At 61.5% G+C, this 19,203-nt stretch carries 19 protein-coding genes; 7 read left to right on the forward strand and 12 right to left on the reverse strand.

Going from position 1 to position 19,203, the window contains the following annotated elements:
• Positions 1-1,515, reverse strand: coding sequence for a threonine ammonia-lyase, biosynthetic (gene ilvA / locus ACM6JM_RS19925; protein WP_011336426.1), 1,515 nt, complete (start codon positions 1,513-1,515; stop codon positions 1-3).
• Positions 1,516-1,661: 146 nt separating this feature from the next.
• Here ilvA and rpiA point away from each other — a divergent pair, with 146 nt between their 5' ends.
• A complete protein-coding gene (rpiA, locus tag ACM6JM_RS19930) occupies positions 1,662-2,336 on the forward strand; it encodes a ribose-5-phosphate isomerase RpiA (protein ID WP_007953476.1) in 675 nt (224 codons plus the stop codon).
• A gap of 84 nt (positions 2,337-2,420) precedes the next feature.
• Here rpiA and ACM6JM_RS19935 read toward each other — a convergent pair whose 3' ends face one another.
• The 4 genes from ACM6JM_RS19935 to ACM6JM_RS19950 form a co-directional block, all read right to left on the reverse strand.
• A complete protein-coding gene (locus ACM6JM_RS19935) occupies positions 2,421-3,338 on the reverse strand; it encodes an SdiA-regulated domain-containing protein (RefSeq protein WP_039765416.1) in 918 nt (305 codons plus the stop codon).
• A 117-nt stretch (positions 3,339-3,455) separates the two neighbouring features.
• On the reverse strand, positions 3,456-4,379 hold the full coding sequence (locus ACM6JM_RS19940; RefSeq protein ID WP_074690097.1) for an SdiA-regulated domain-containing protein: 924 nt from the start codon (positions 4,377-4,379) through the stop codon (positions 3,456-3,458).
• A 264-nt stretch (positions 4,380-4,643) separates the two neighbouring features.
• Positions 4,644-5,309: a fumarylacetoacetate hydrolase family protein gene (locus ACM6JM_RS19945; RefSeq protein ID WP_007953483.1), complete on the reverse strand. Its 666-nt coding sequence runs from the start codon at positions 5,307-5,309 to the stop codon at positions 4,644-4,646.
• Between the two features lie 40 nt (positions 5,310-5,349).
• The gene (locus ACM6JM_RS19950; RefSeq protein WP_039765411.1) at positions 5,350-6,744 is read right to left on the reverse strand and encodes an FAD-binding oxidoreductase; all 1,395 of its coding nucleotides are present in this window, start codon (positions 6,742-6,744) and stop codon (positions 5,350-5,352) included.
• Between the two features lie 204 nt (positions 6,745-6,948).
• Between ACM6JM_RS19950 and serA the strand changes: the two genes are divergently transcribed.
• Positions 6,949-8,178: a phosphoglycerate dehydrogenase gene (gene serA / locus ACM6JM_RS19955; RefSeq protein WP_007953487.1), complete on the forward strand. Its 1,230-nt coding sequence runs from the start codon at positions 6,949-6,951 to the stop codon at positions 8,176-8,178.
• Between the two features lie 112 nt (positions 8,179-8,290).
• Here serA and ACM6JM_RS19960 read toward each other — a convergent pair whose 3' ends face one another.
• Positions 8,291-8,716, reverse strand: a complete 426-nt coding sequence (locus ACM6JM_RS19960) for a DUF4399 domain-containing protein (RefSeq protein WP_007953489.1) — start codon at positions 8,714-8,716, stop codon at positions 8,291-8,293.
• A 132-nt stretch (positions 8,717-8,848) separates the two neighbouring features.
• Between ACM6JM_RS19960 and ACM6JM_RS19965 the strand changes: the two genes are divergently transcribed.
• On the forward strand, positions 8,849-9,427 hold the full coding sequence (locus ACM6JM_RS19965; protein WP_074690095.1) for a transporter substrate-binding domain-containing protein: 579 nt from the start codon (positions 8,849-8,851) through the stop codon (positions 9,425-9,427).
• Between the two features lie 11 nt (positions 9,428-9,438).
• Here ACM6JM_RS19965 and ACM6JM_RS19970 read toward each other — a convergent pair whose 3' ends face one another.
• Positions 9,439-9,924, reverse strand: coding sequence for a DUF523 domain-containing protein (locus ACM6JM_RS19970; protein ID WP_414882392.1), 486 nt, complete (start codon positions 9,922-9,924; stop codon positions 9,439-9,441).
• A 1-nt stretch (position 9,925) separates the two neighbouring features.
• The gene (locus ACM6JM_RS19975; RefSeq protein WP_163976753.1) at positions 9,926-10,558 is read right to left on the reverse strand and encodes a 2OG-Fe(II) oxygenase; all 633 of its coding nucleotides are present in this window, start codon (positions 10,556-10,558) and stop codon (positions 9,926-9,928) included.
• Between the two features lie 108 nt (positions 10,559-10,666).
• On the opposite strand from ACM6JM_RS19975, the gene ACM6JM_RS19980 reads away from it, so the two are divergent.
• Positions 10,667-11,419: a DUF2059 domain-containing protein gene (locus ACM6JM_RS19980; RefSeq protein WP_007953496.1), complete on the forward strand. Its 753-nt coding sequence runs from the start codon at positions 10,667-10,669 to the stop codon at positions 11,417-11,419.
• A 1-nt stretch (position 11,420) separates the two neighbouring features.
• On the opposite strand, the gene ACM6JM_RS19985 is transcribed toward ACM6JM_RS19980, so the two are convergent.
• A complete protein-coding gene (locus ACM6JM_RS19985) occupies positions 11,421-12,371 on the reverse strand; it encodes an alpha/beta hydrolase (RefSeq protein WP_039765400.1) in 951 nt (316 codons plus the stop codon).
• Between the two features lie 97 nt (positions 12,372-12,468).
• Here ACM6JM_RS19985 and ACM6JM_RS19990 point away from each other — a divergent pair, with 97 nt between their 5' ends.
• Both ACM6JM_RS19990 and ACM6JM_RS19995 read left to right on the forward strand, forming a co-directional pair.
• Positions 12,469-13,047, forward strand: coding sequence for a DUF6436 domain-containing protein (locus tag ACM6JM_RS19990; RefSeq protein ID WP_039765399.1), 579 nt, complete (start codon positions 12,469-12,471; stop codon positions 13,045-13,047).
• 103 nt (positions 13,048-13,150) lie between these two features.
• Positions 13,151-15,562 (forward strand): penicillin acylase family protein, encoded by a 2,412-nt coding sequence (locus ACM6JM_RS19995; RefSeq protein WP_414882393.1) that lies wholly within the window; start codon positions 13,151-13,153, stop codon positions 15,560-15,562.
• 14 nt (positions 15,563-15,576) lie between these two features.
• On the opposite strand, the gene ACM6JM_RS20000 is transcribed toward ACM6JM_RS19995, so the two are convergent.
• Complete coding sequence (locus ACM6JM_RS20000) at positions 15,577-16,542, reverse strand: GlxA family transcriptional regulator (RefSeq protein WP_074690220.1); 966 nt, start codon at positions 16,540-16,542, stop codon at positions 15,577-15,579.
• 190 nt (positions 16,543-16,732) lie between these two features.
• Here ACM6JM_RS20000 and ACM6JM_RS20005 point away from each other — a divergent pair, with 190 nt between their 5' ends.
• Positions 16,733-17,374, forward strand: coding sequence for an HD domain-containing protein (locus ACM6JM_RS20005; RefSeq protein WP_414882394.1), 642 nt, complete (start codon positions 16,733-16,735; stop codon positions 17,372-17,374).
• 58 nt (positions 17,375-17,432) lie between these two features.
• Here ACM6JM_RS20005 and ACM6JM_RS20010 read toward each other — a convergent pair whose 3' ends face one another.
• Together ACM6JM_RS20010 and ACM6JM_RS20015 are read right to left on the reverse strand one after the other, a co-directional pair.
• The gene (locus tag ACM6JM_RS20010) at positions 17,433-18,323 is read right to left on the reverse strand and encodes an ABC transporter permease subunit (protein ID WP_007953503.1); all 891 of its coding nucleotides are present in this window, start codon (positions 18,321-18,323) and stop codon (positions 17,433-17,435) included.
• Entirely contained in the window at positions 18,320-19,201 is an 882-nt protein-coding gene (locus ACM6JM_RS20015; RefSeq protein ID WP_170844921.1) for an ABC transporter permease subunit, read from the reverse strand. The genes ACM6JM_RS20010 and ACM6JM_RS20015 overlap by 4 nt, the downstream gene beginning before the upstream one ends.
• Between the last annotated feature and the right edge of the window lie 2 nt (positions 19,202-19,203).

The raw sequence follows: 19,203 nt of genomic DNA on the forward strand, positions 1-19,203 counted from the left end.
TCAGCCAAGAAACAGCTGATAGGCCGGGTTGTCGCTTTCGTCCCAGTACGGGTAGCCGATTTCCTCAAGGGCTGCGGGAACCAGATGACGTTCGTCGTGGGGCACTTGCAGGCCCGCCACTACTCGTCCGTCCGCTGCTCCGTGGTTGCGGTAGTGGAACATCGAGATGTTCCAGCGACCGCCGAGCTTGTTGAGGAAGTTGAACAGCGCGCCCGGACGCTCCGGGAACTCGAAGCGCAGCACCACTTCATCGACCACGTGCGCGGCGCGCCCGCCGACCATGTGACGGATGTGCAGTTTGGCCAGTTCGTTGTCGGTCAGGTCGAGTACCGGGAAACCCTGCTCGGTCAGGCTCGCCAGCAGTGCACTGCGCGGGTCGTTGTCCGGGTGGGTCTGCACGCCGACGAAGATGTGCGCTTCGCTGCCATTGTTATAGCGGTAGTTGAATTCGGTGATCTGGCGCTTGCCGATGGCCTCGCAGAACGCCTTGAAGCTGCCGGCCTTCTCCGGGATGGTCACGGCGATAATCGCTTCGCGGCCTTCACCCAGTTCGGCGCGCTCGGCGACGTGGCGCAAGCGGTCGAAGTTGACGTTGGCCCCGGAGTCGATGGCCACGAAGGTCTGGCCGCTGACGCCGCGCTGCTCGACATACTTCTTGATACCGGCCACGCCCAGGGCACCAGCCGGTTCGGTGATCGAACGGGTGTCGTCGTAGATGTCCTTGATCGCCGCGCAGATTTCGTCGGTGCTGACGGTGATCACTTCGTCGACGTAATCCTTGCAGATGTCGAAGGTGTGCTGGCCGATCTGCGCCACCGCCACGCCATCGGCGAAGATACCCACGGTCGGCAGAACAACGCGTTCGCCCGCGGCCATCGCCGCTTGCAGGCAGTTGGAGTCGTCGGGCTCGACGCCGATGACCTTGATGTCCGGGCGCAGGTATTTCACGTAGGCCGCGATGCCGGCGATCAGACCGCCGCCGCCCACCGGAACGAAGATCGCATCCAGCGGCTGCGGGTGCTGGCGCAGAATTTCCATCGCCACGGTGCCCTGCCCGGCAATGGTGTGCGGATCGTCGTACGGGTGGATGTAGACGTAGCCTTTTTCGTCGACCAGCTTCAGCGAGTAGGCCAGCGCTTCCGGGAAGGAATCGCCGTGCAGCACCACTTTGCCACCGCGCGAGCGCACGCCTTCGACCTTGATCTCCGGGGTGGTCTTGGGCATCACGATGGTCGCTTTCACGCCCAACACTTTCGCCGCCAGGGCCAGGCCCTGTGCATGGTTGCCCGCCGACGCGGTGACCACGCCGCGAGCGCGCTCTTCGTCGCTCAACTGGGTCAGCTTGTTGTAGGCGCCGCGAATCTTGAACGAGAACACTGGCTGCAAGTCTTCACGCTTGAGCCAGATGTCGTTGCCCAGCCGCTCGGAGAGCTGGCGGGCGTTCTGCAGCGGGGTTTCTACGGCAACGTCATAAACGCGCGAGGTGAGGATCTTCTTGACGTACTGTTCGAGCATCGGAAAGCATCACTGGCGATTGGGCGGGACCAGCGAGTCTAACCCGGCTTTTGGGCGCACGACCACACGAATCCAGAGGTTTTAGCCCGGCTTGAGGCTATAATGCCGGCCTTTCCGTTCTTACCTTGCCCGCTTCCGGAGCCCGCATGACCCAGGATCAACTCAAACAGGCCGTAGCCCAGGCCGCCGTCGACTTCATCCTTCCGAAACTCGACGACAAGAGCATCGTGGGGGTCGGCACCGGCTCCACCGCCAACTGCTTCATCGACGCCCTGGCCCAGCACAAGGGCGCGTTCGATGGCGCGGTCGCAAGCTCCGAAGCCACTGCCGCGCGCCTCAAGGGCCACGGGATTCCGGTGTACGAGCTGAACACCGTGAGCAACCTGGAGTTCTACGTCGACGGCGCCGATGAAAGCGACGAACACCTGAACCTGATCAAGGGCGGCGGCGCAGCCCTGACCCGCGAGAAGATCGTCGCGGCCGTGGCCCAGACCTTCATCTGTATCGCCGACGCCAGCAAACTGGTGCCGGTGCTCGGCGCGTTCCCGCTGCCGGTGGAAGTGATCCCGATGGCCCGCAGCCACGTCGCCCGCCAACTGGTGAAACTGGGCGGCGACCCGGTCTATCGCGAAGGCGTGCTGACCGACAACGGCAACATCATCCTCGACGTGCACAACCTGCAGATCACCAACCCGGTGGAGCTGGAAGCGCAGATCAACGCGATCGTCGGCGTGGTCACCAACGGCCTGTTCGCGGCGCGTCCGGCGGATCTGTTGTTGCTGGGGACTTCCGAAGGTGTGAAGACCCTGAAGGCTGAGTAAGCCGAAACTGCCCACATTTTTGTGGGCAGATGAAAAAACTGTGGGAGCCAGTTTGCTAGCTCCCACATTGTTTGAAGGTGTTGGTTAGTTCTGCACAGGCTTCCTGAAGACATAAAACAGATTCGGCTCGCTCACCAGATACAACGCCCCATCGTCATCCATCGCGATACCTTCCGCCTGCGGCACGGTTTTCTTCAGACCCTGCCGGCCACCGCTCAACGACATGGTGCTCAACGGGCGCCCGTCCACATCCAGCTCCAGAATCAGCCGCGACTCGTCGGACAGCGCCAGTAAATGACCGCTGCGCTCGTCATATTGCAGGCTCGACAGATCGCGCACGAACATCCCGGCATCGCGCTTGGGATTGTTGATCACGTGTACTGCGTAGGATTTTTCCGGATTGAAGTGCGGGAAACCGTGCACTTCATAGATCAGCATCGGGTCCCGCTCCTTGGCCACGAACAGGCGCTTGCCCACCGAGTCGTACGCCAGGCCTTCAAACCCCTTGTTGCCGCTCATGTGCACACCGAGGGTCATTTGCTCGGCGTCCGCCGCATCAAGGAACGTGGTGTCGTGCTCCAGATGGATCTTGATCAGGCGCTGCTGGCGCTCGTCGGTGATCACATAGGTGTCGGCGCTGATGAACTCCACCGCCTCCGGATCGCCGAAGCCGATCAAGGCGACACGGCGCAGGATCGTGCCATCCAGCGACAGCTCGATCAGTTCGGCATTCTTGTTGGTCACGGTGAACAGGCTCTTGCGCACCGGATCGTAGGTCAGCGCGGACACGTCGTCGTTCAGCCCATCGATGACTTTCGCTTCAATCTCTGCCCGATATTGATCCAGCCCGATGGACTGGCTGCTCATCGGCTGCCAGAGCGTATGCAGGTTGAACCAGGCACGCTCGAACAGGCGCATGTATTGGCCGATCGCAATCAATGCGACCAGGGCAATCATCGACAGGGTGATGAACAGAGGCTTGGGGCGGGCAAGTCGACGCATTCAGGCAGGCTCGGAGTCAAAACAGGCGGATGAAATATCACGCCTGTCTGAACTGAAGCTTAATGGCCACTTGCCTCAGGCCACAACTGCACAGATCTGCAATTGCTGTAGGAGAGATTACTTCTGCTTTTCGAAGCGGTAGAACAGGTTCGGCTCGCTGACCATGTACAGCGTGCCCGAGTCGTCCATGGTTACGCCTTCGGCGCGGGGAATGGTTTTCTTCAAACCGTTGAAACCGCCGAGCAGGGTCATGAAGCTGACCTGTTCGCCCTTCTCGTCCAGCTCCAGCAACAGGTGCGAATCAGCGGACAGAACGAGGGTGTGACCGGTGCGCGGATCGATCGCCAGGGCCGACAGGTTACGAATATCGAGTTCGTCGCTGTCGAGTTTCTGCTTGTCGCCCTTGAGCGTCTGGCTGCCGTCGCTTTTCCAGGTGAACAGCGCGGGTGGACGCTCTTCGCCCAGTAGCAGTTGCTGGTTACGGGCGTCCCAGGTGATGGCTTCGAAGGCCTTGTTCTGGTCCTTTGACGGGCCGAGGTCGTATTTAGGGAAATCGTCACGCTTCAGTTCACGAGTCTCGGCATCGACCTTGACGATGGAGAGCAAGTGCTCGCGCTCATCGACAATCGCCATCAAGCCGTTTTCCATCACCGTAAGGCCTTCCGGATTGCTCCAGCCCACCAGGGGCATCTTGCGCAACACGTCGCCCTGCAGGGTCAGCTCGACCAGGAACGGATTCTTGCCCATCACCGAAAACAGGGTTTTGGTCTGCGGGTTATAGGAAAGGTCCGAAGCTTCGTCCTTTTCCATGCCCGGCAACAGCTTGGCGTCGATGACCACCCGGTAGTCCGGGAGCCAGACGCTTTCCTGCTTCTCGGCCGTACTTTCGAAGCGCTCCAGCAGCCACAGCACACCCCGATCATCCCAATGCATGGCAAACGCCAGCCCGTACGCAGCGGCGGCTGCCAGCAACAGCCAGGAATACCAGCGCAGGGCGAAGCGTGAACGGCGGGCGGGTTTGAGCTGAGTTTGAGATGACATCAAAGGACGCGTTCCGAAAATTCAGGCTACGGGTAATAGCACAAAGAGGCCGGCTCAGACGCCAGAATGGCCGGAATTATCCGGACAGAATGTGAAAAAAACGGTAAATGGCCGGAATGCCTTATGTGTTTGCGGGCTACAACACAAAAACAAACGTGGGAGCCAGCCTGCTGGCGATGGCGGTGTATCAGTCGAATGAAACATCAACTGACAGTCCGTCATCGCCAGCAGGCTGGCTCCCACAAAGGTATTTCAGAGTTGCAGTCAGCGAACGCTGCTGGTGAAGCGACTGGCGCCCGGCAGCTCCAGCACGATCTCATCACCGACATTCAGCGGGCCGACGCCCACCGGCGTGCCGGTCAGGATCACGTCACCGGCCTGCAGCGAGAAGCAGCCGGCCATGTGCTGGATCATCGGCACGATCGGGTTGAGCATTGCGCTGCTGTTGCCGTCCTGGCGCACTTCGCCGTTGATGGTCAGGCGAATGCCGATGTCGGTCAGGTCGGCAAAGGTGCTGCCCACCACGAATGGCGCAATCACCGCCGCGCCGTCGAACGACTTGGCGATTTCCCACGGCAGGCCCTTGGACTTGAGCTCGGCCTGCTTGTCACGCAGGGTCAGGTCCAGCGCCGGGGCGAAACCGGAGATCGCGTCCAGCACTTCTTCACGGCTCGGTTTGGTCGACAGCGGTTTGCCGATCAACACGGCGATTTCCGCCTCGTAATGCACCGAGCCACGCTCGGTCGGAATGCTGAAACCGCCTTCCAGCGGCACCACGCAACTGCCCGGTTTGATGAACAGCAACGGCTCGGTAGGCACCGGGTTGTCCAGTTCCTTGGCGTGTTCGGCGTAGTTACGGCCGATGCACACCACTTTCCCCAGCGGAAAATGAATCCGCGTACCGTCGACATACTGGTGCTGATAGCTCATTACCGACTCCTGCCTTTATTGATTCATCAGGGATTGCCAATCAAACCGCGAAAATCTTGCCCGGATTCATGATGCCGTTCGGGTCGAACACCGCCTTGACCGCTTTCATGTATTCGATTTCCACCGGTGAGCGGCTGTAGGTCAAGTAGTCGCGCTTGGTCATGCCCACCCCGTGTTCGGCGGAAATCGAACCGTTGTACTTCTCGACGGTTTCGAATACCCATTTGTTGACGGTGGCACACTTGGCGAAAAACTCGTCCTTGCTCAGGTTGTCCGGCTTGAGGATGTTCAGGTGCAGGTTGCCATCGCCGATGTGGCCGAACCAGACGATTTCGAAGTCCGGGTAGTGTTCGCCGACGATCGCGTCGATTTCCTGCAGGAACGCCGGGACTTTGGAGACGGTGACCGAGATGTCGTTCTTGTACGGAGTCCAGTGGGAGATGGTTTCGGAGATGTACTCGCGCAGCTTCCACAGGTTCTGCAACTGGGTTTCGCTCTGGCTCATCACGCCGTCCAGCACCCAGCCCTGCTCCACGCAATGCTCGAAGGTTTCCAGGGCGGTGTTGGCCACTTCTTCGGTGGTCGCCTCGAATTCCAGCAAAGCATAGAACGGGCAGTCGGTTTCGAATGGCGCCGGGACATCGCCACGGCCCATGACCTTGGCCAGCGCCTTGTCGGAGAAAAATTCGAACGCGGTCAGGTCGAGCCGGCCCTGAAAGGCGTGCAGCACCGGCATGATCGAATCGAAATCAGCGGTGCCGAGGACCATCGCGGTCAGGTTCTTTGGCGCACGGTCCAGGCGCATGGTGGCCTCGACCACAAAACCGAGAGTGCCTTCGGCGCCGATGAACAGCTGCCGCAGGTCATAACCGGTGGCGTTCTTGATCAGATCCTTGTTCAGTTCCAGCACGTCGCCCTTGCCGGTCACGACTTTCATGCCTGCCACCCAGTTGCGGGTCATGCCGTAGCGAATGACCTTGATTCCGCCGGCATTGGTGCCGATATTGCCGCCAATTTGGCTGGAACCTGCCGAAGCGAAATCCACCGGGTAGTACAAGTCATGTTCTTCGGCGGCGTTCTGCAATTGCTCGGTGACCACACCCGGCTGACAGACGGCGGTGCGGTCGGTCAGGTTGATGTCGAGAATCTGGTTCATGTAGTCGAAGGACACGACCACTTCGCCATTGGCCGCCACGGCTGCGGCGGAAAGCCCGGTGCGCCCGCCCGACGGCACCAGCGCCACTTTGTGTTCGTTGGCCCAGCGGACGACGGCCTGCACCTGCTCGATGGTCTTGGGAAACACGATGGCGCTGGGCGCCGGGGCGAAGTGTTTGGTCCAGTCCTTGCCGTAAGCGTTCAAGGAGTCGGCATCGGTCAGGACTTTGCCAGGCTCGACCAGGGTCTTCAGTTCATCAATCAGGGCAGGATTGGTCATCGACGGAACTCTCGAACAATTCATGGTCATCCTGAGAACGCTTCACGTCGCAGGAATGAGTGTTTAGCGGGGTGGCTATGCTAGCATACCGACCCCGCAGGCCAGTGCCCAAGGCCGGTTCTGCGGTGACGGCTTTCTTGTCGTCCAGGTCAATGTCTGTTGACCATTTCCTGCCATTTTTCTCCGGGATACAGGTTTACGCAGATGAGCAAGACTTCTCTCGATAAGAGCAAGATCAAGTTCCTTCTTCTCGAAGGCGTCCACCAATCGGCTGTCGACGTCCTCAAGGCGGCGGGCTACACCAGCATCGAATACCTGACAGGCTCCCTGCCGGAAGCCCAGCTCAAGGAAAAGATCGCTGACGCTCACTTCATCGGCATTCGTTCGCGCACCCAACTGACCGAAGAGATCTTCGATCACGCGAAGAAGCTGGTCGCGGTCGGCTGTTTCTGCATCGGCACCAACCAGGTTGACCTGGAAGCGGCCCGCGAGCGCGGCATCGCCGTGTTCAACGCGCCGTACTCCAACACCCGCTCCGTGGCCGAGCTGGTGCTGGCCGAAGCGATCCTGCTGCTGCGCGGCATCCCTGAGAAAAACGCTTCCTGCCACCGTGGCGGCTGGATCAAGTCCGCAGCCAACTCCTTCGAGATCCGTGGCAAGAAACTGGGCATCGTCGGCTACGGCTCGATCGGCACTCAGCTGTCGGTCCTGGCTGAAGGCCTGGGCATGCAGGTGTTCTTCTACGACACCGTGACCAAGCTGCCACTGGGCAACGCGACCCAGGTCGGCAACCTGCACGAGCTGCTGGGCATGTCCGACATCGTCACCCTGCACGTTCCGGAAACCGCTGCGACCCAGTGGATGATCGGCGAGAAGGAAATCCGCGCCATCAAGAAGGGCGGCATCCTGATCAACGCTGCACGCGGCACCGTGGTCGAGCTGGATCACCTGGCCGCTGCGATCAAGGACAAGCACCTGATCGGCGCCGCCATCGACGTGTTCCCGGTCGAGCCGCGTTCCAACGACGAAGAGTTCGAAAGCCCGCTGCGTGGCCTGGACAACGTGATCCTGACCCCGCACATCGGCGGTTCCACCGCTGAAGCACAGGCCAACATCGGTCTGGAAGTGGCAGAGAAACTGGTCAAGTACAGCGACAACGGTACTTCGGTATCGTCGGTGAACTTCCCGGAAGTGGCCCTGCCGGCTCACCCTGGCAAGCACCGCCTGCTGCACATCCACGAGAACATTCCGGGTGTGATGAGCGAGATCAACAAGGTCTTCGCCGAAAACGGCATCAACATCTCCGGTCAGTTCCTGCAGACCAACGAGAAGGTCGGCTACGTGGTGATCGACGTCGACGCCGAGTACTCGGAGCTGGCGCAAGAGAAGCTGCAACACGTCAACGGCACCATCCGTAGCCGCGTGCTGTTTTAAGAGCAGCTGCGAGCAGCAAGCTTCAAGCGGCAAGTGAACAGCGCTTTTGCTTGAAGCTTGAAGCTCGCAACTCGCCACTGATAAAAAAGGGAGCCCCGAAGGGCTCCCTTTTTTATTCGACGTTGACGGTGATCTTCTTCGACACGATCGGCGGATCGAACGCCATGTGGCCGCTGTCACCCAGCTCCAGCTGCAGGGTGTGCTTGCCCGGCGCGAGTTTGATGTCGGCCTGGGTCTGCGCCTTGCCGAAGTGCATGTGGTTGGCGTCGGTCGGCACGACGGAGCCGGCCGGAACGATTTCCTTGGCATCGATCAGCAGGTGGTGATGACCGGTGTTCTTGGTGACGTCACCGGCCGGTGCCAGCGCGATGTCCTTTACACCGAACTTGACCGTGAAGGTCTGCGGAACCGTGGCTCCGTCCTCGGGAGAAACGATGAACACTTCGGCGCCCTTCGGTGCCGGTGTGGCCGCACTGGCCAGTACCGAAACACCCATCAGCACACCGGCCAACGCTGCACGTGACATAAAGCTTTTCATTTTCTTCTCCAGTTTTTCCGTAAAATCCGCACGGTCATGACAACTTCATGACCATTCGTTGTCGAAGGCACTCGACAACCATAGCAAAGCGAGCCTGGAAAACAGGCCGATATCGATTTCAAAGGAGTGACCATGCGTTTTCTGCCTGGCCTGATCTGCCTGCTTCCCCTTCTGAGCCCTCTGGCTCACGCCGAACTGATTGATGACGTCTACGACCGTGGCGAGTTGCGCATAGCCCTTGAGGCTAATACACCGCCCTTCAATTTCAAGGACGGCGACACGCTCACGGGGTTCGAGGTCGAGCTTGGGCAACTGCTGGCCAACGAACTGGATGTGCGGGCCGACTTCATCGTCACCGACGAGGCCGACCTGCTCCAGGGTGTTGAAAGCGGCAAGTACGACATCGCGCTCAACCACATAGCACTGACCCCGGAACTCAAGGATCGTTTCGACGTCAGCGAACCTTACACGCAGGTCAATGCGCAGTTGCTGGCGAAAAAGGACGAGCAACCTCGGCCGATGGTGCTGGTGCAGACGTTGACTGAGGAAAAGCCGAAGGTTGGGCCGCCGGTAGATCTGGCGATTCCGTTTCAGAAGGGCAACCCGGCGTTTCACGCGAGTCTGGAGAATGCCTTGCAGCGGATCAGGGCGGATGGGCGGTTGGAGGCATTGAGGCAGAAGTGGCTGAGTGTGCAGGCTACGGAAAACTGAAGTGAACGTGACTAGTCGAGCACGTTGAGGGCCTGTGCGGCTTGCGGCAGTTCGAGTTCGCTGAAGACCTGCACCCCATGGCGCTTCAGCAACGCGGCGGTAACCCCCTCGCCACTCACCTTCACCCCACTGAACGTGCCGTCATAGGTCAACAGATTCCCGCACGAAGGACTGTTGGCCTTGAGCACTGCCACCCGAATCCCGTGCTTTTGCACCAGCGCCAGCGCCTGCCGCGCACCGTCGAGAAACTGCGCACTGACGTCTTCGCCGTCGGTGGTGATCACCGAGGCAAGCCCGTCCAGCACTTCGCGGCCCTGCCCGCCCGGAATCTCCGCCGCCGCCCGTGGCGTCGGCAAACCACCGGCGACTTCCGGACACAACGGCACTACCCGGCCTTCGCTGATCCACTGCTCCAGCAGATCGAACGGCCCGCTGGCTCCACCGTCGTAACGCACGCGATGGCCCAGCAGGCAGCGACTGACCAGAATCCTGTGCATCTCAGAACGGCTCGTTGCCACGGCGGCGGAACCAGCCTGTCAGCGACAGCCGCTCGCGATTGGCCGGCAACACTTCATGAGGGACTTCGCCGGAGAGGAACACCACCAGACAACCGCCCGTAGGCTGTACGTCATGAACGCGGTCATGCTCCAGGTACATACGCAGTTGCCCGCCATCCTCCGGCAACCAGCCGTCATTGAGGTAGATCACCGCCGAGACCATGCGCCGGTCATCGTCGCGGAAACGGTCGACATGCTTGCGATAGAAAGCACCCGGCGGGTACAGGGCGAAGTGGCACTCGAAGTCTTCAAGCCCGAGGAACAGGCCCCGGTTGAGCGCTTCACGCAAGCTGTCCATCAGGTTCAGGTAACGGTCGCTGGCTTCGGCCTGACCAGGATCGATCCATTGGATATGGTCGCCACGAATCCCCTCGCGGATCTCCGAAAACGGGCCACGTCCGACCCCCGCCGGCGCCAGTTCACCTTCGGCGTCACGTTTGCGGCACTCGGCCGCCAGTGCGCGGGTCAAATCCGCAGGCAGGAAAATGTTCTGCTGCGACCAGCCGCGCTCGGCCAGGTCGTCGACGATACGTAACAGCAGCGGGTGATCAGAGGATATTTGCATGGCGCGCATAGTATGCCTGCGGCAAGAAATCCGACAGAGCCACGCGGCGGCTTGATACGAATTCTCGACAAGTACTGGCACCGCACGGAGAATAGTCGGCTGCCGACAGGAGTCCTTATGCGCCGTTTGCTTTTTTCACTGTTGATGTTCTGCGTTTTGCCCGCCTGGGCGGACGGCCACGACCAGTTGTACAAGGTCGCCGGCTGGCCAGAACAACGCGCGCATTTCAACGACGCCCTGAGTGCCGCGCAGCAGCGTTACCAGAACAGCCTGCCGCCGGCGGTGTTTCAGGCGCTGGTGAACAACAGCAACCAGCGCTTCGCCCCCCAGGCCGTGGATCAACGCGCCGAAGCGCAACTGCGCAAGAACCTCGCTGATCCGAAACCGGCCCTGTCGTTCTTTCAGTCTCCGTTGGGCAAGAAGATCGTCGCCGCCGAACTGCTGGCGACCCGCCGCGATCAACTGGCAAAAAACGCCAAGGGCCTGCCGAAGATGCCGGCCAGCGACAGCCGCCTGCTGATCATCGGCCACCTCGCCCAGGCCCTTCCCGCCCGTGAAGCCGGCGCCGAAGTCAGCCTGGCGATTGCCGGCGTGGCGGCGGACAGCCTGAGTTCGATGATCCCCGGCCTGCTCGGCGGCGGTCAGGCCCAGGGCATGTTGAACGGTCAACGCCAGCGCCTGATGGATCAGATCGGCGCCGACCTGAACAACACGCTGCTGTACGTCTATCGCGACCTGTCGGATGAAGAACTGGAAGAGTTCGCGACCTTTGCCGAATCCACCGAAGGCAAGGCCTACTATCAGGCCGCGCTGGCAGCAATCCGCGCCGGGCTCGCCGTCGGCCAGAGCACCTCGAACCTCAACCAGTGATCTAGGGATTGCGGCCCTTGATCCGCTTGCTCAGAAACTCGAAATACTCCTCGCGCATTTCTGCCGTCTCGTTGGCCAGGTGATGCCGCGCCTCGGCCAGCAACAGAATCTGTGGCCGGTCGAACTTCCACTTCAACACCTGCAGGTTGTGCTGCCAGTCCACGGTCATGTCCGCCTGGCCTTGAACAATCAGCGGCCGGCGCGGACTTTTCTTCGCGTATTCAACGCGGTTGATCCAGCGTGACAACGCCCCGACCCATGCGGTCGGCAAGCGTTTTGGCTGCAATGGATCGGCCTGCAGAAACGGCAGGAAATCCGGGTCATTGGAGTTCTCGCTGAAACGCCGGGCGATACCCCTGACAAAAGGCCTGAGCAGGTAATAACTGAACTGCGACCAGCCCCAGGCACGCGGACGCACCAGCGGCGCCAACAAAATCAACTGCCCCTGCGCCGGGCTGTTTTCACCATGATTGAGCACGTGATCGACAATGATCGCGCCGCCGGTGCTTTGCCCGCACAGGTGCCAAGGCTGCGGCAGGGCCATCGAGCGCGCCTCGGCGAACAGGCCTTGCAGCGCATCCTGATATTCCGAGAAGTCACGGATGCTCGCCCGCTCGCCGCTGGACAGACCATGCCCCGGCAGATCGCAGGCAATCACCGCGAAGCCTTGATCCAGTGCCCACTCGATCACATGCCGGTAAAGACCAGTGTGATCATAAAAACCGTGCACAAGAAACAGCGTGGCCCTGGCCGTTTCCGCCGGCCACCAGCAATGGCTGACCAGTTGATAGCCATCGATGTCGAACCGGCCCATGCCGCGCCAGACATCACGTTCCGGAAAGTCGGTCTTGTAGAACCGCTGATACGCCTTCGCCTCCTCGGACAACGGCTGCCACTCGGCCAGAGGCTTGAGGCTCGCACGCAGATGATCGGGATCGAAAGCAACAGACATGGGCAATTCCAGAACGGTAAACGGACTTTATCGGCCTGCGATATTCATCTGTCGCGGCAAGCATGGCAAGCTAGCCGGCCTTCGAGGAATCAAAACCATGCGTTCGCCCTACCGCACCGCACTGTTTGCCAGCCTGCTCGCCATCGTGTGTGCCGGCGTGCTGTGGGCCGCGTACGACTGGTTTCAGGGCCGCTACCTGCGGGCGTTCAGCGAACACACTGCGGTGTTTTCCGGCGACCCGTTGCGCCTGCCCGACGACCTCGCCGGCCCCGGCAATATCCGTCTGGTGCACTTCTGGGATCCCGCCTGCCCGTGCAACGTCGGCAATCAACAACACCTGACCGAAATGGTCGAACAGTTCAGCCCCAAGGGCGTGGAATTCTTCGCAGTGCAGAAGGCCGGCAGCCACGGCCAGTTGCCCGCCACCCTCAGCAATCTCAAAACCATCGCGGTGCTGCCCGGCTCCGAACAGATTCCCGCGAGCCCGGCCGTGGCGATCTGGGACCGCAGCGGCAGACTGGCGTACTTCGGCCCGTACAGCGAAGGCCTGACGTGCAACTCCAGCAACAGTTTTATCGAACCGATCCTGCAAGCGTTGAGTGATGATCGCCCGGTCAATGCGACTCATACGTTGGCGGTCGGTTGCTACTGTCCGTGGCCGGCGGAGACGAAGTAAGGCATTCCGGACTTTTCAAGGACGGCGATGCGCAGCACACGAGGCGTGTGCTAATTGTTTGCAGCCCGCACGGGCGGCAACCCCGAATGCACAAGGAGTCACCATGAAACGCGTCTTCACCGTTCTTGCCTTGCTCATCGTTGTCCTGCTCGCCGCCGGCGGCTGGTATGTCTACAGCAAGCAACCAACGCGTCAGGGCCAGGTGGAATTGCGCAACCTGCAAGGTTCAGTGACTGTGCGTTACGACGAGCGCGGTGTGCCGCACATCCGTGCCGAAAACGAAACCGACCTCTACCGCGCCCTCGGTTATGTGCACGCCCAGGATCGCCTGTTTCAGATGGAAGCCATGCGCCGTCTCGCCCGAGGCGAGCTGGCCGAAGTGCTCGGGCCGAAACTGCTCGACACCGACAAGCTGTTCCGCAGCCTGCGCATCCGCGAACGCGCCGCCAGTTACGTGGCCGGCCTCGACAAGCAGTCACCGGCGTGGAAGGCCCTGCAAGCCTATCTGGACGGCATCAATCAATATCAGGACTCGCACGCCGCCCCCGTCGAGTTCGACGTGCTGGGCATCCCCAAGCGGCCGTTCACCGCCGAAGACAGCATCAGCGTCGCCGGCTACATGGCCTACAGCTTTGCCGCCGCGTTTCGCACCGAACCGCTGTTGACCTACGTGCGCGATCAACTGGGCGCCGATTACCTCAACGTCTTCGACCTCGACTGGCAGCCCAAGGGCGTGCTCGCCAAGGGCCACGCCAGCAGCGCACCGACCCTCGCCGCCGAAGACTGGAAAGACCTGAACACCCTCGCCCGCGTCAGCCAACAGGCGCTGATCGACAACGGCCTGCCGCAGTTCGAAGGCAGCAACGCCTGGGTCATCGCCGGCAGCCACAGCAAGAGCGCCAAGCCCTTGCTGGCGGGCGATCCGCACATTCGCTTTTCGGTGCCGTCGGTGTGGTACGAGGCACAGCTGTCGGCGCCGGGCTTCGAACTCTACGGTCATCATCAGGCGCTGGTGCCGTTTGCCTTTCTCGGCCACAACCTGGATTTCGGCTGGAGCCTGACCATGTTCCAGAACGATGACCTGGATCTGATCGCCGAGAAGGTCAATCCGGACAACCCGGATCAGGTCTGGTATCGCGGCCAGTGGAGCGACATGGTCAAGACCGAGCAGCAGATCGCGGTGAAAGGCCAGACGCCGGTGACCATCACCCTGCGCCAGTCGCCCCACGGGCCGATCGTCAACGACGCCCTCGGTACAGCCGCAGGGAAAACCCCGATTGCGATGTGGTGGGCGTTCCTCGAAACACCGAACCCGATCCTCGAAGGTTTTTACCAGCTCAACCGCGCCGACACCCTGGCCAAGGCTCGCGCCGCAGCGGCCAAGGTGCAGGCGCCGGGACTGAACATCGTCTACGCCAACGCCAAGGGCGATATCGCCTGGTGGGCCTCGGCGCTGCTGCCCAAGCGTCCGACCGGGGTGAAGCCTGGCTTCATTCTCGACGGCAGCGGCAATCAGGCGGACAAGGACGGCTACTTCCCGTTCAGCGCCAACCCGCAGGAAGAGAACCCGGCGCGGGGCTATATCGTCTCGGCCAACTTCCAGCCCGTGTCGCCGACCGGCATGGAGATTCCCGGCTATTACAATCTTGCCGACCGTGGCCAGCAGCTCAACCGCCAGCTCGCCGACAAGAACGTGAAGTGGGACAACGAGGCCAACCAGAAGCTGCAACTGGGTACCGCCACCGGTTATGGCCCGCGTCTGCTGGCGCCGTTGCTGCCGGTATTGCGTGAAGTGGTGAGTGATCCGGCGCAGCTGAAACTGGTCGAGCAACTGGCCCAATGGCAAGGCGACTACCCGCTGGATTCGGTCAGTGCGACGGTGTTCAACCAGTTCCTCTACGACCTCGCCGACGCGGCGATGCGCGATGAGCTGGGCAATGATTTCTTCGAAACCCTGCTGTCGACACGAGTGATCGATGCAGCCCTGCCCCGGCTCGCGGCGAATGCCGATTCACCGTGGTGGGACAACCGCAGCACGCCGAACAAGGAGACCCGCGCCGACACCGTGCGCGCTGCGTGGCAGGCGAGCATGGCGCACCTGAAGTCGACCCTCGGCGACGACGCTTCCGGCTGGCAATGGGGCAAGGCGCATACGCTGACCCATGGTCATCCGCTGGGTCAGCAGAAACCGCTGGATCGCATTTTCAACGTCGGCCCGTTCGCCGCACCGGGCTCCCATGAAGTGCCGAACAACCTCTCGGCGAAGATCGGCCCGGCGCCGTGGCCCGTGACCTACGGCCCGTCGACCCGGCGCTTGGTGGACTTCGCTGATCCGGCTCACAGCCTGACCATCAACCCGGTCGGCCAGAGCGGCGTGCCGTTCGACAGTCACTATGACGATCAGGCAGAGGCGTATGTGGACGGGATGTATGTGCAGGCGCATTTCAGTGAGGAAGAGGTGACGGCGAATACGCGGAGTACGCTGAAGCTGCTGCCAAAGCGGGCTGAGCCATAAAAGCCGCCCTCGGCTCAAACCATCGCCGCAAAATTCAGCCGAAACTGCTGCGCCGTCACCCCCAACCGCCGGCTGAACACGCTGCGCATATGTTGCGCATCACGAAACCCGCACTGATACGCCACCGTCTTCAGCGGCGCCCTGGTGCTTTCGAGCATCACCCGCGCCGCATCCACCCGCGCCCGTTCGACGAATTCCGCCGGGGTGACTTTCGCCTCCCTGGCAAACACCCGAGAGAAATTCCGCGCACTCATGTTCGCGGCATTCGCCAGATCAGCGATGGTCAGGTCGCCGGTGAGATTGGCCAGCACATACAGCTGCACCATCGCCACCGCCGACGTCGGTTCGGCGTGGGGCGTAAGGAACGGACTGAACTGCGACTGCCCGCCCGAGCGCTGGGTGAACACCACCAGCCGCTTGGCCACACTCAGCGCCACCTCGGCCCCGTGATCACGCGCCAGCAGGTACAGCGACAGATCGATCCCCGCCGTCACCCCCGCCGAGGTGTAGAGCTGGCCGTCCTCGACGTACAACCGATCGGCCTCAACCCGGCTCGACGGGCACAACTGCGCCAGTGCCTCGGCGTCGTTCCAGTGGGTGGTGACCGTGCGCCCATCCAGCAACCCGGCACGGGCGAGCATGAACGCGCCGTTGCAGATCGAGCCAAAACGCCGCGCCCGACCACAGGCCTCACGCAACCAGGCATCGAATGCCTCGCCGAAATCCAGAAACGGCAACTGCGGTCCGCCCGCCACCAGCAGCAAATCGTAGACCTGCGACGCTTCGCTGAAATGCCGATGCGCACTCAGGGTCAGCCCGTTGGAACACGCCATCGGCCCGCGCTCGACGCCGATCACGTCGAGCCGGTAATGATCCTCCGGCGCCAGGAAGCGGTTGGCCTCGGCAAACACGTCCATCGGCCCGCTGACATCCAGCGCCTGCACGCCGGGAAATACCACGATGGCGACGGTTCTGTTCATGACGATGTCAGCTCCCGGGGAATGGCGGATCAGCGCCAACCCTAGCCAATCCTCGCCGCAGAAGCGAGCTGGCACGATTTGCAGGTGCAATGGCAAGGATCGCAGCCATGGATCGATTGTCCGGTCTGGCCCCCGGGAACAGACTTTCTCCATCAGCGCCGTGACGGCGTTTTCGACGAGGAAGCTCAACATGACCACGACCATTGCCGGTATCCGGATCCCCGACAGCGCCCTCGCCCGGGCCACCACCGAATACATCCGCGACATCGAATCCGACCTGCTTTACCACCACTCGCGCCGGGTGTTTCTGTTCGGTGCCTTGAGTGGAGAACGCCAGCAACTGGCCTACGATCCGGAGCTGCTGTACGTCGGCGCGATGTTCCACGACCTGGGTCTGGTCGAAGGCCACCGCAGCGACGACGAGCGCTTCGAGGTCGATGGTGCCAACGCAGCCGCAGCGTTTCTAAAACCGTATGGGCTGAGCGACGACGACATCGAGCAGGTGTGGCTGTCGATCGCCCTGCACACCACGCCGGGGGTGCCGAAGCATCTGCGCCCGACCGTGGCGCTGGTGACCGCAGGCGTCGAGATGGACGTGCTGGGCATGGACTACGCGGCGTTCACCACGGTGCAGCGTGAGGCGGTGGTGCATGCGCACCCACGGGGCCAGAGCTTCAAGGAATGCATCATCTGCGCGTTCGCCGACGGCTTGCGTCATCGTCCGCAGACCACGTTCGGCAATGTGAAGACCGATGTGCTGAAGGATCAGGCGCCGGGGTTCAAGCCGATGAACTTCGTCGAAGTGATTCGCCAGTCGCCCTGGGTTTCCTGACCGGCATAAAAAAACCTCGCGACCGTGACCGGTCGCGAGGTTTTTTGTATCCGCAGACTTAAGCCGCTTCCGGCGTCGGCGCCCGGCGCACGTCCGGTTGCTTCCACGAATCCGCAGCACCTTCTTCGATGGCCTGCTGAATCGCTTTCTTGCGGGCTTCTTCGGCACGGCGGCTGAAGAACCAGACCAGGAAGGTCACCAGCGACACCGCCAGCAGAATCAGGCTGGCCACGGCGTTGATCTCAGGCTTCACGCCCAGACGCACCGCCGAGAACACTTCCATCGGCAGGGTCGTCGAACCCGGGCCGGAGACGAAGCTCGCCAATACCAGGTCATCCAGCGACAGGGCGAACGACATCATGCCGCCCGCCGCCAGCGACGGCGCGATCATCGGGATGGTGATCAGGAAGAACACCTTCCACGGACGCGCACCGAGGTCCATCGCCGCTTCTTCGATCGACAGGTCCAGCTCACGCAGACGCGCCGACACCACCACCGCCACATACGCCGCACAGAACGTGGTGTGGGCGATCCAGATGGTGACGATGCCACGCTCCTGCGGCCAGCCGATCATCTGCGCCATCGCCACGAACAGCAGCAACAGCGACAGACCGGTAATCACCTCAGGCATGACCAGCGGCGCGGTGACCAGGCCGCCGAACAGCGTGCGGCCCTTGAAGCGGGTGATGCGGGTCAGCACGAAGGCTGCCAGCGTACCCAGCGCCACGGCGGCAATCGCGGTGTAGCAGGCGATTTCCAGCGAGCGCACCACCGAGCCCATCAGCTGCGAGTTGTCGAGCAGGCCGACGTACCACTTCACCGACCAGCCGCCCCACACCGTCACCAGTTTCGAGGCGTTGAACGAGTAGATCACCAGGATCAGCATCGGCAGGTAGATGAACAACAGGCCGAGCACCAGCATCAGGCTGGAGAAACGGAAGCGCTTCATTCTTTACCCTCCATTTCCTTGGCCTGACTGCGGTTGAACAGGATGATCGGCACGATCAGGATCGCCAGCATCACCACCGCCAGGGCGGACGCCACCGGCCAGTCACGGTTGTTGAAGAACTCTTGCCAGAGCACTTTACCGATCATCAGGGTTTCCGGACCGCCGAGCAGTTCCGGGATCACGAACTCGCCCACCACCGGGATGAACACCAGCATGCAGCCGGCGATGATGCCGTTCTTGGACAGCGGCACGGTGATTTTCCAGAAGCTGTTGAAGGTGCTCGAACCCAGGTCGGAAGCGGCCTCCAGCAGGCTGGTGTCGTGCTTCACCAGGTTGGCGTACAGCGGCAGGATCATGAACGGCAGGTACGAGTAGACGACGCCGATGTACACCGCGAGGTTGGTGTTGAGGATCTGCAGCGGCTCATCGATCAGGCCCATGCTCATCAGGAAACCGTTGAGCAGGCCGTTGTTGCTGAGGATGCCCATCCACGCATAGACGCGGATCAGGATCGCGGTCCAGGTCGGCATCATGATCAGCAGCACCAGCACCGTTTGTAGCTCTTTGCGGGCGCTGGCGATGGCGTAGGCCATCGGGTAACCGATCAACAGGCACAGCAGCGTGCTGAAAAACGCCATCTTCAGCGAGCCGAGGTAGGCGGCGATGTACAGCTCGTCGTCGCCGAGCATCGCGTAGTTGCCCAGATTCAGCAGCAGTTGCAGCTTCTGCTCGGCGTAGGTGTAGATCTCGGTGTACGGCGGAATGGCCACGTCCGCTTCGGCGAAGCTGATCTTCAGGACGATGAAGAACGGCAGCATGAAGAACAGGAACAGCCAGATGAACGGGACCCCGATGACCAGTTGGCGGCCACCGGGAATTA

Origin of the sequence: Pseudomonas sp. IT-P2, from assembly GCF_949767575.1 — a bacterium.
GTDB classification, from domain to species: Bacteria; Pseudomonadota; Gammaproteobacteria; order Pseudomonadales; family Pseudomonadaceae; genus Aquipseudomonas; species Aquipseudomonas pharyngis.

Excerpts from the sequence above, each read along its gene's own strand:
- ilvA (WP_011336426.1), bottom strand. The coding sequence starts at position 1,515 with ATGCTCGAACAGTACGTCAAGAAGATCCTCACCTCGCGCGTTTATGAC.
- ACM6JM_RS19940 (WP_074690097.1), bottom strand. The coding sequence starts at position 4,379 with ATGTCATCTCAAACTCAGCTCAAACCCGCCCGCCGTTCACGCTTCGCC.
- ACM6JM_RS19990 (WP_039765399.1), top strand. The coding sequence starts at position 12,469 with ATGCGTTCGCCCTACCGCACCGCACTGTTTGCCAGCCTGCTCGCCATC.
- ACM6JM_RS19970 (WP_414882392.1), bottom strand. The coding sequence starts at position 9,924 with ATGCACAGGATTCTGGTCAGTCGCTGCCTGCTGGGCCATCGCGTGCGT.
- ACM6JM_RS19965 (WP_074690095.1), top strand. The coding sequence starts at position 8,849 with ATGCGTTTTCTGCCTGGCCTGATCTGCCTGCTTCCCCTTCTGAGCCCT.
- ACM6JM_RS19980 (WP_007953496.1), top strand. The coding sequence starts at position 10,667 with ATGCGCCGTTTGCTTTTTTCACTGTTGATGTTCTGCGTTTTGCCCGCC.
- ACM6JM_RS19945 (WP_007953483.1), bottom strand. The coding sequence starts at position 5,309 with ATGAGCTATCAGCACCAGTATGTCGACGGTACGCGGATTCATTTTCCG.
- ACM6JM_RS20010 (WP_007953503.1), bottom strand. The coding sequence starts at position 18,323 with ATGAAGCGCTTCCGTTTCTCCAGCCTGATGCTGGTGCTCGGCCTGTTG.
- serA (WP_007953487.1), top strand. The coding sequence starts at position 6,949 with ATGAGCAAGACTTCTCTCGATAAGAGCAAGATCAAGTTCCTTCTTCTC.
- ACM6JM_RS20000 (WP_074690220.1), bottom strand. The coding sequence starts at position 16,542 with ATGAACAGAACCGTCGCCATCGTGGTATTTCCCGGCGTGCAGGCGCTG.
- rpiA (WP_007953476.1), top strand. The coding sequence starts at position 1,662 with ATGACCCAGGATCAACTCAAACAGGCCGTAGCCCAGGCCGCCGTCGAC.
- ACM6JM_RS19950 (WP_039765411.1), bottom strand. The coding sequence starts at position 6,744 with ATGACCAATCCTGCCCTGATTGATGAACTGAAGACCCTGGTCGAGCCT.
- ACM6JM_RS19995 (WP_414882393.1), top strand. The coding sequence starts at position 13,151 with ATGAAACGCGTCTTCACCGTTCTTGCCTTGCTCATCGTTGTCCTGCTC.
- ACM6JM_RS20005 (WP_414882394.1), top strand. The coding sequence starts at position 16,733 with ATGACCACGACCATTGCCGGTATCCGGATCCCCGACAGCGCCCTCGCC.
- ACM6JM_RS19935 (WP_039765416.1), bottom strand. The coding sequence starts at position 3,338 with ATGCGTCGACTTGCCCGCCCCAAGCCTCTGTTCATCACCCTGTCGATG.
- ACM6JM_RS19960 (WP_007953489.1), bottom strand. The coding sequence starts at position 8,716 with ATGAAAAGCTTTATGTCACGTGCAGCGTTGGCCGGTGTGCTGATGGGT.
- ACM6JM_RS19975 (WP_163976753.1), bottom strand. The coding sequence starts at position 10,558 with ATGCGCGCCATGCAAATATCCTCTGATCACCCGCTGCTGTTACGTATC.
- ACM6JM_RS19985 (WP_039765400.1), bottom strand. The coding sequence starts at position 12,371 with ATGTCTGTTGCTTTCGATCCCGATCATCTGCGTGCGAGCCTCAAGCCT.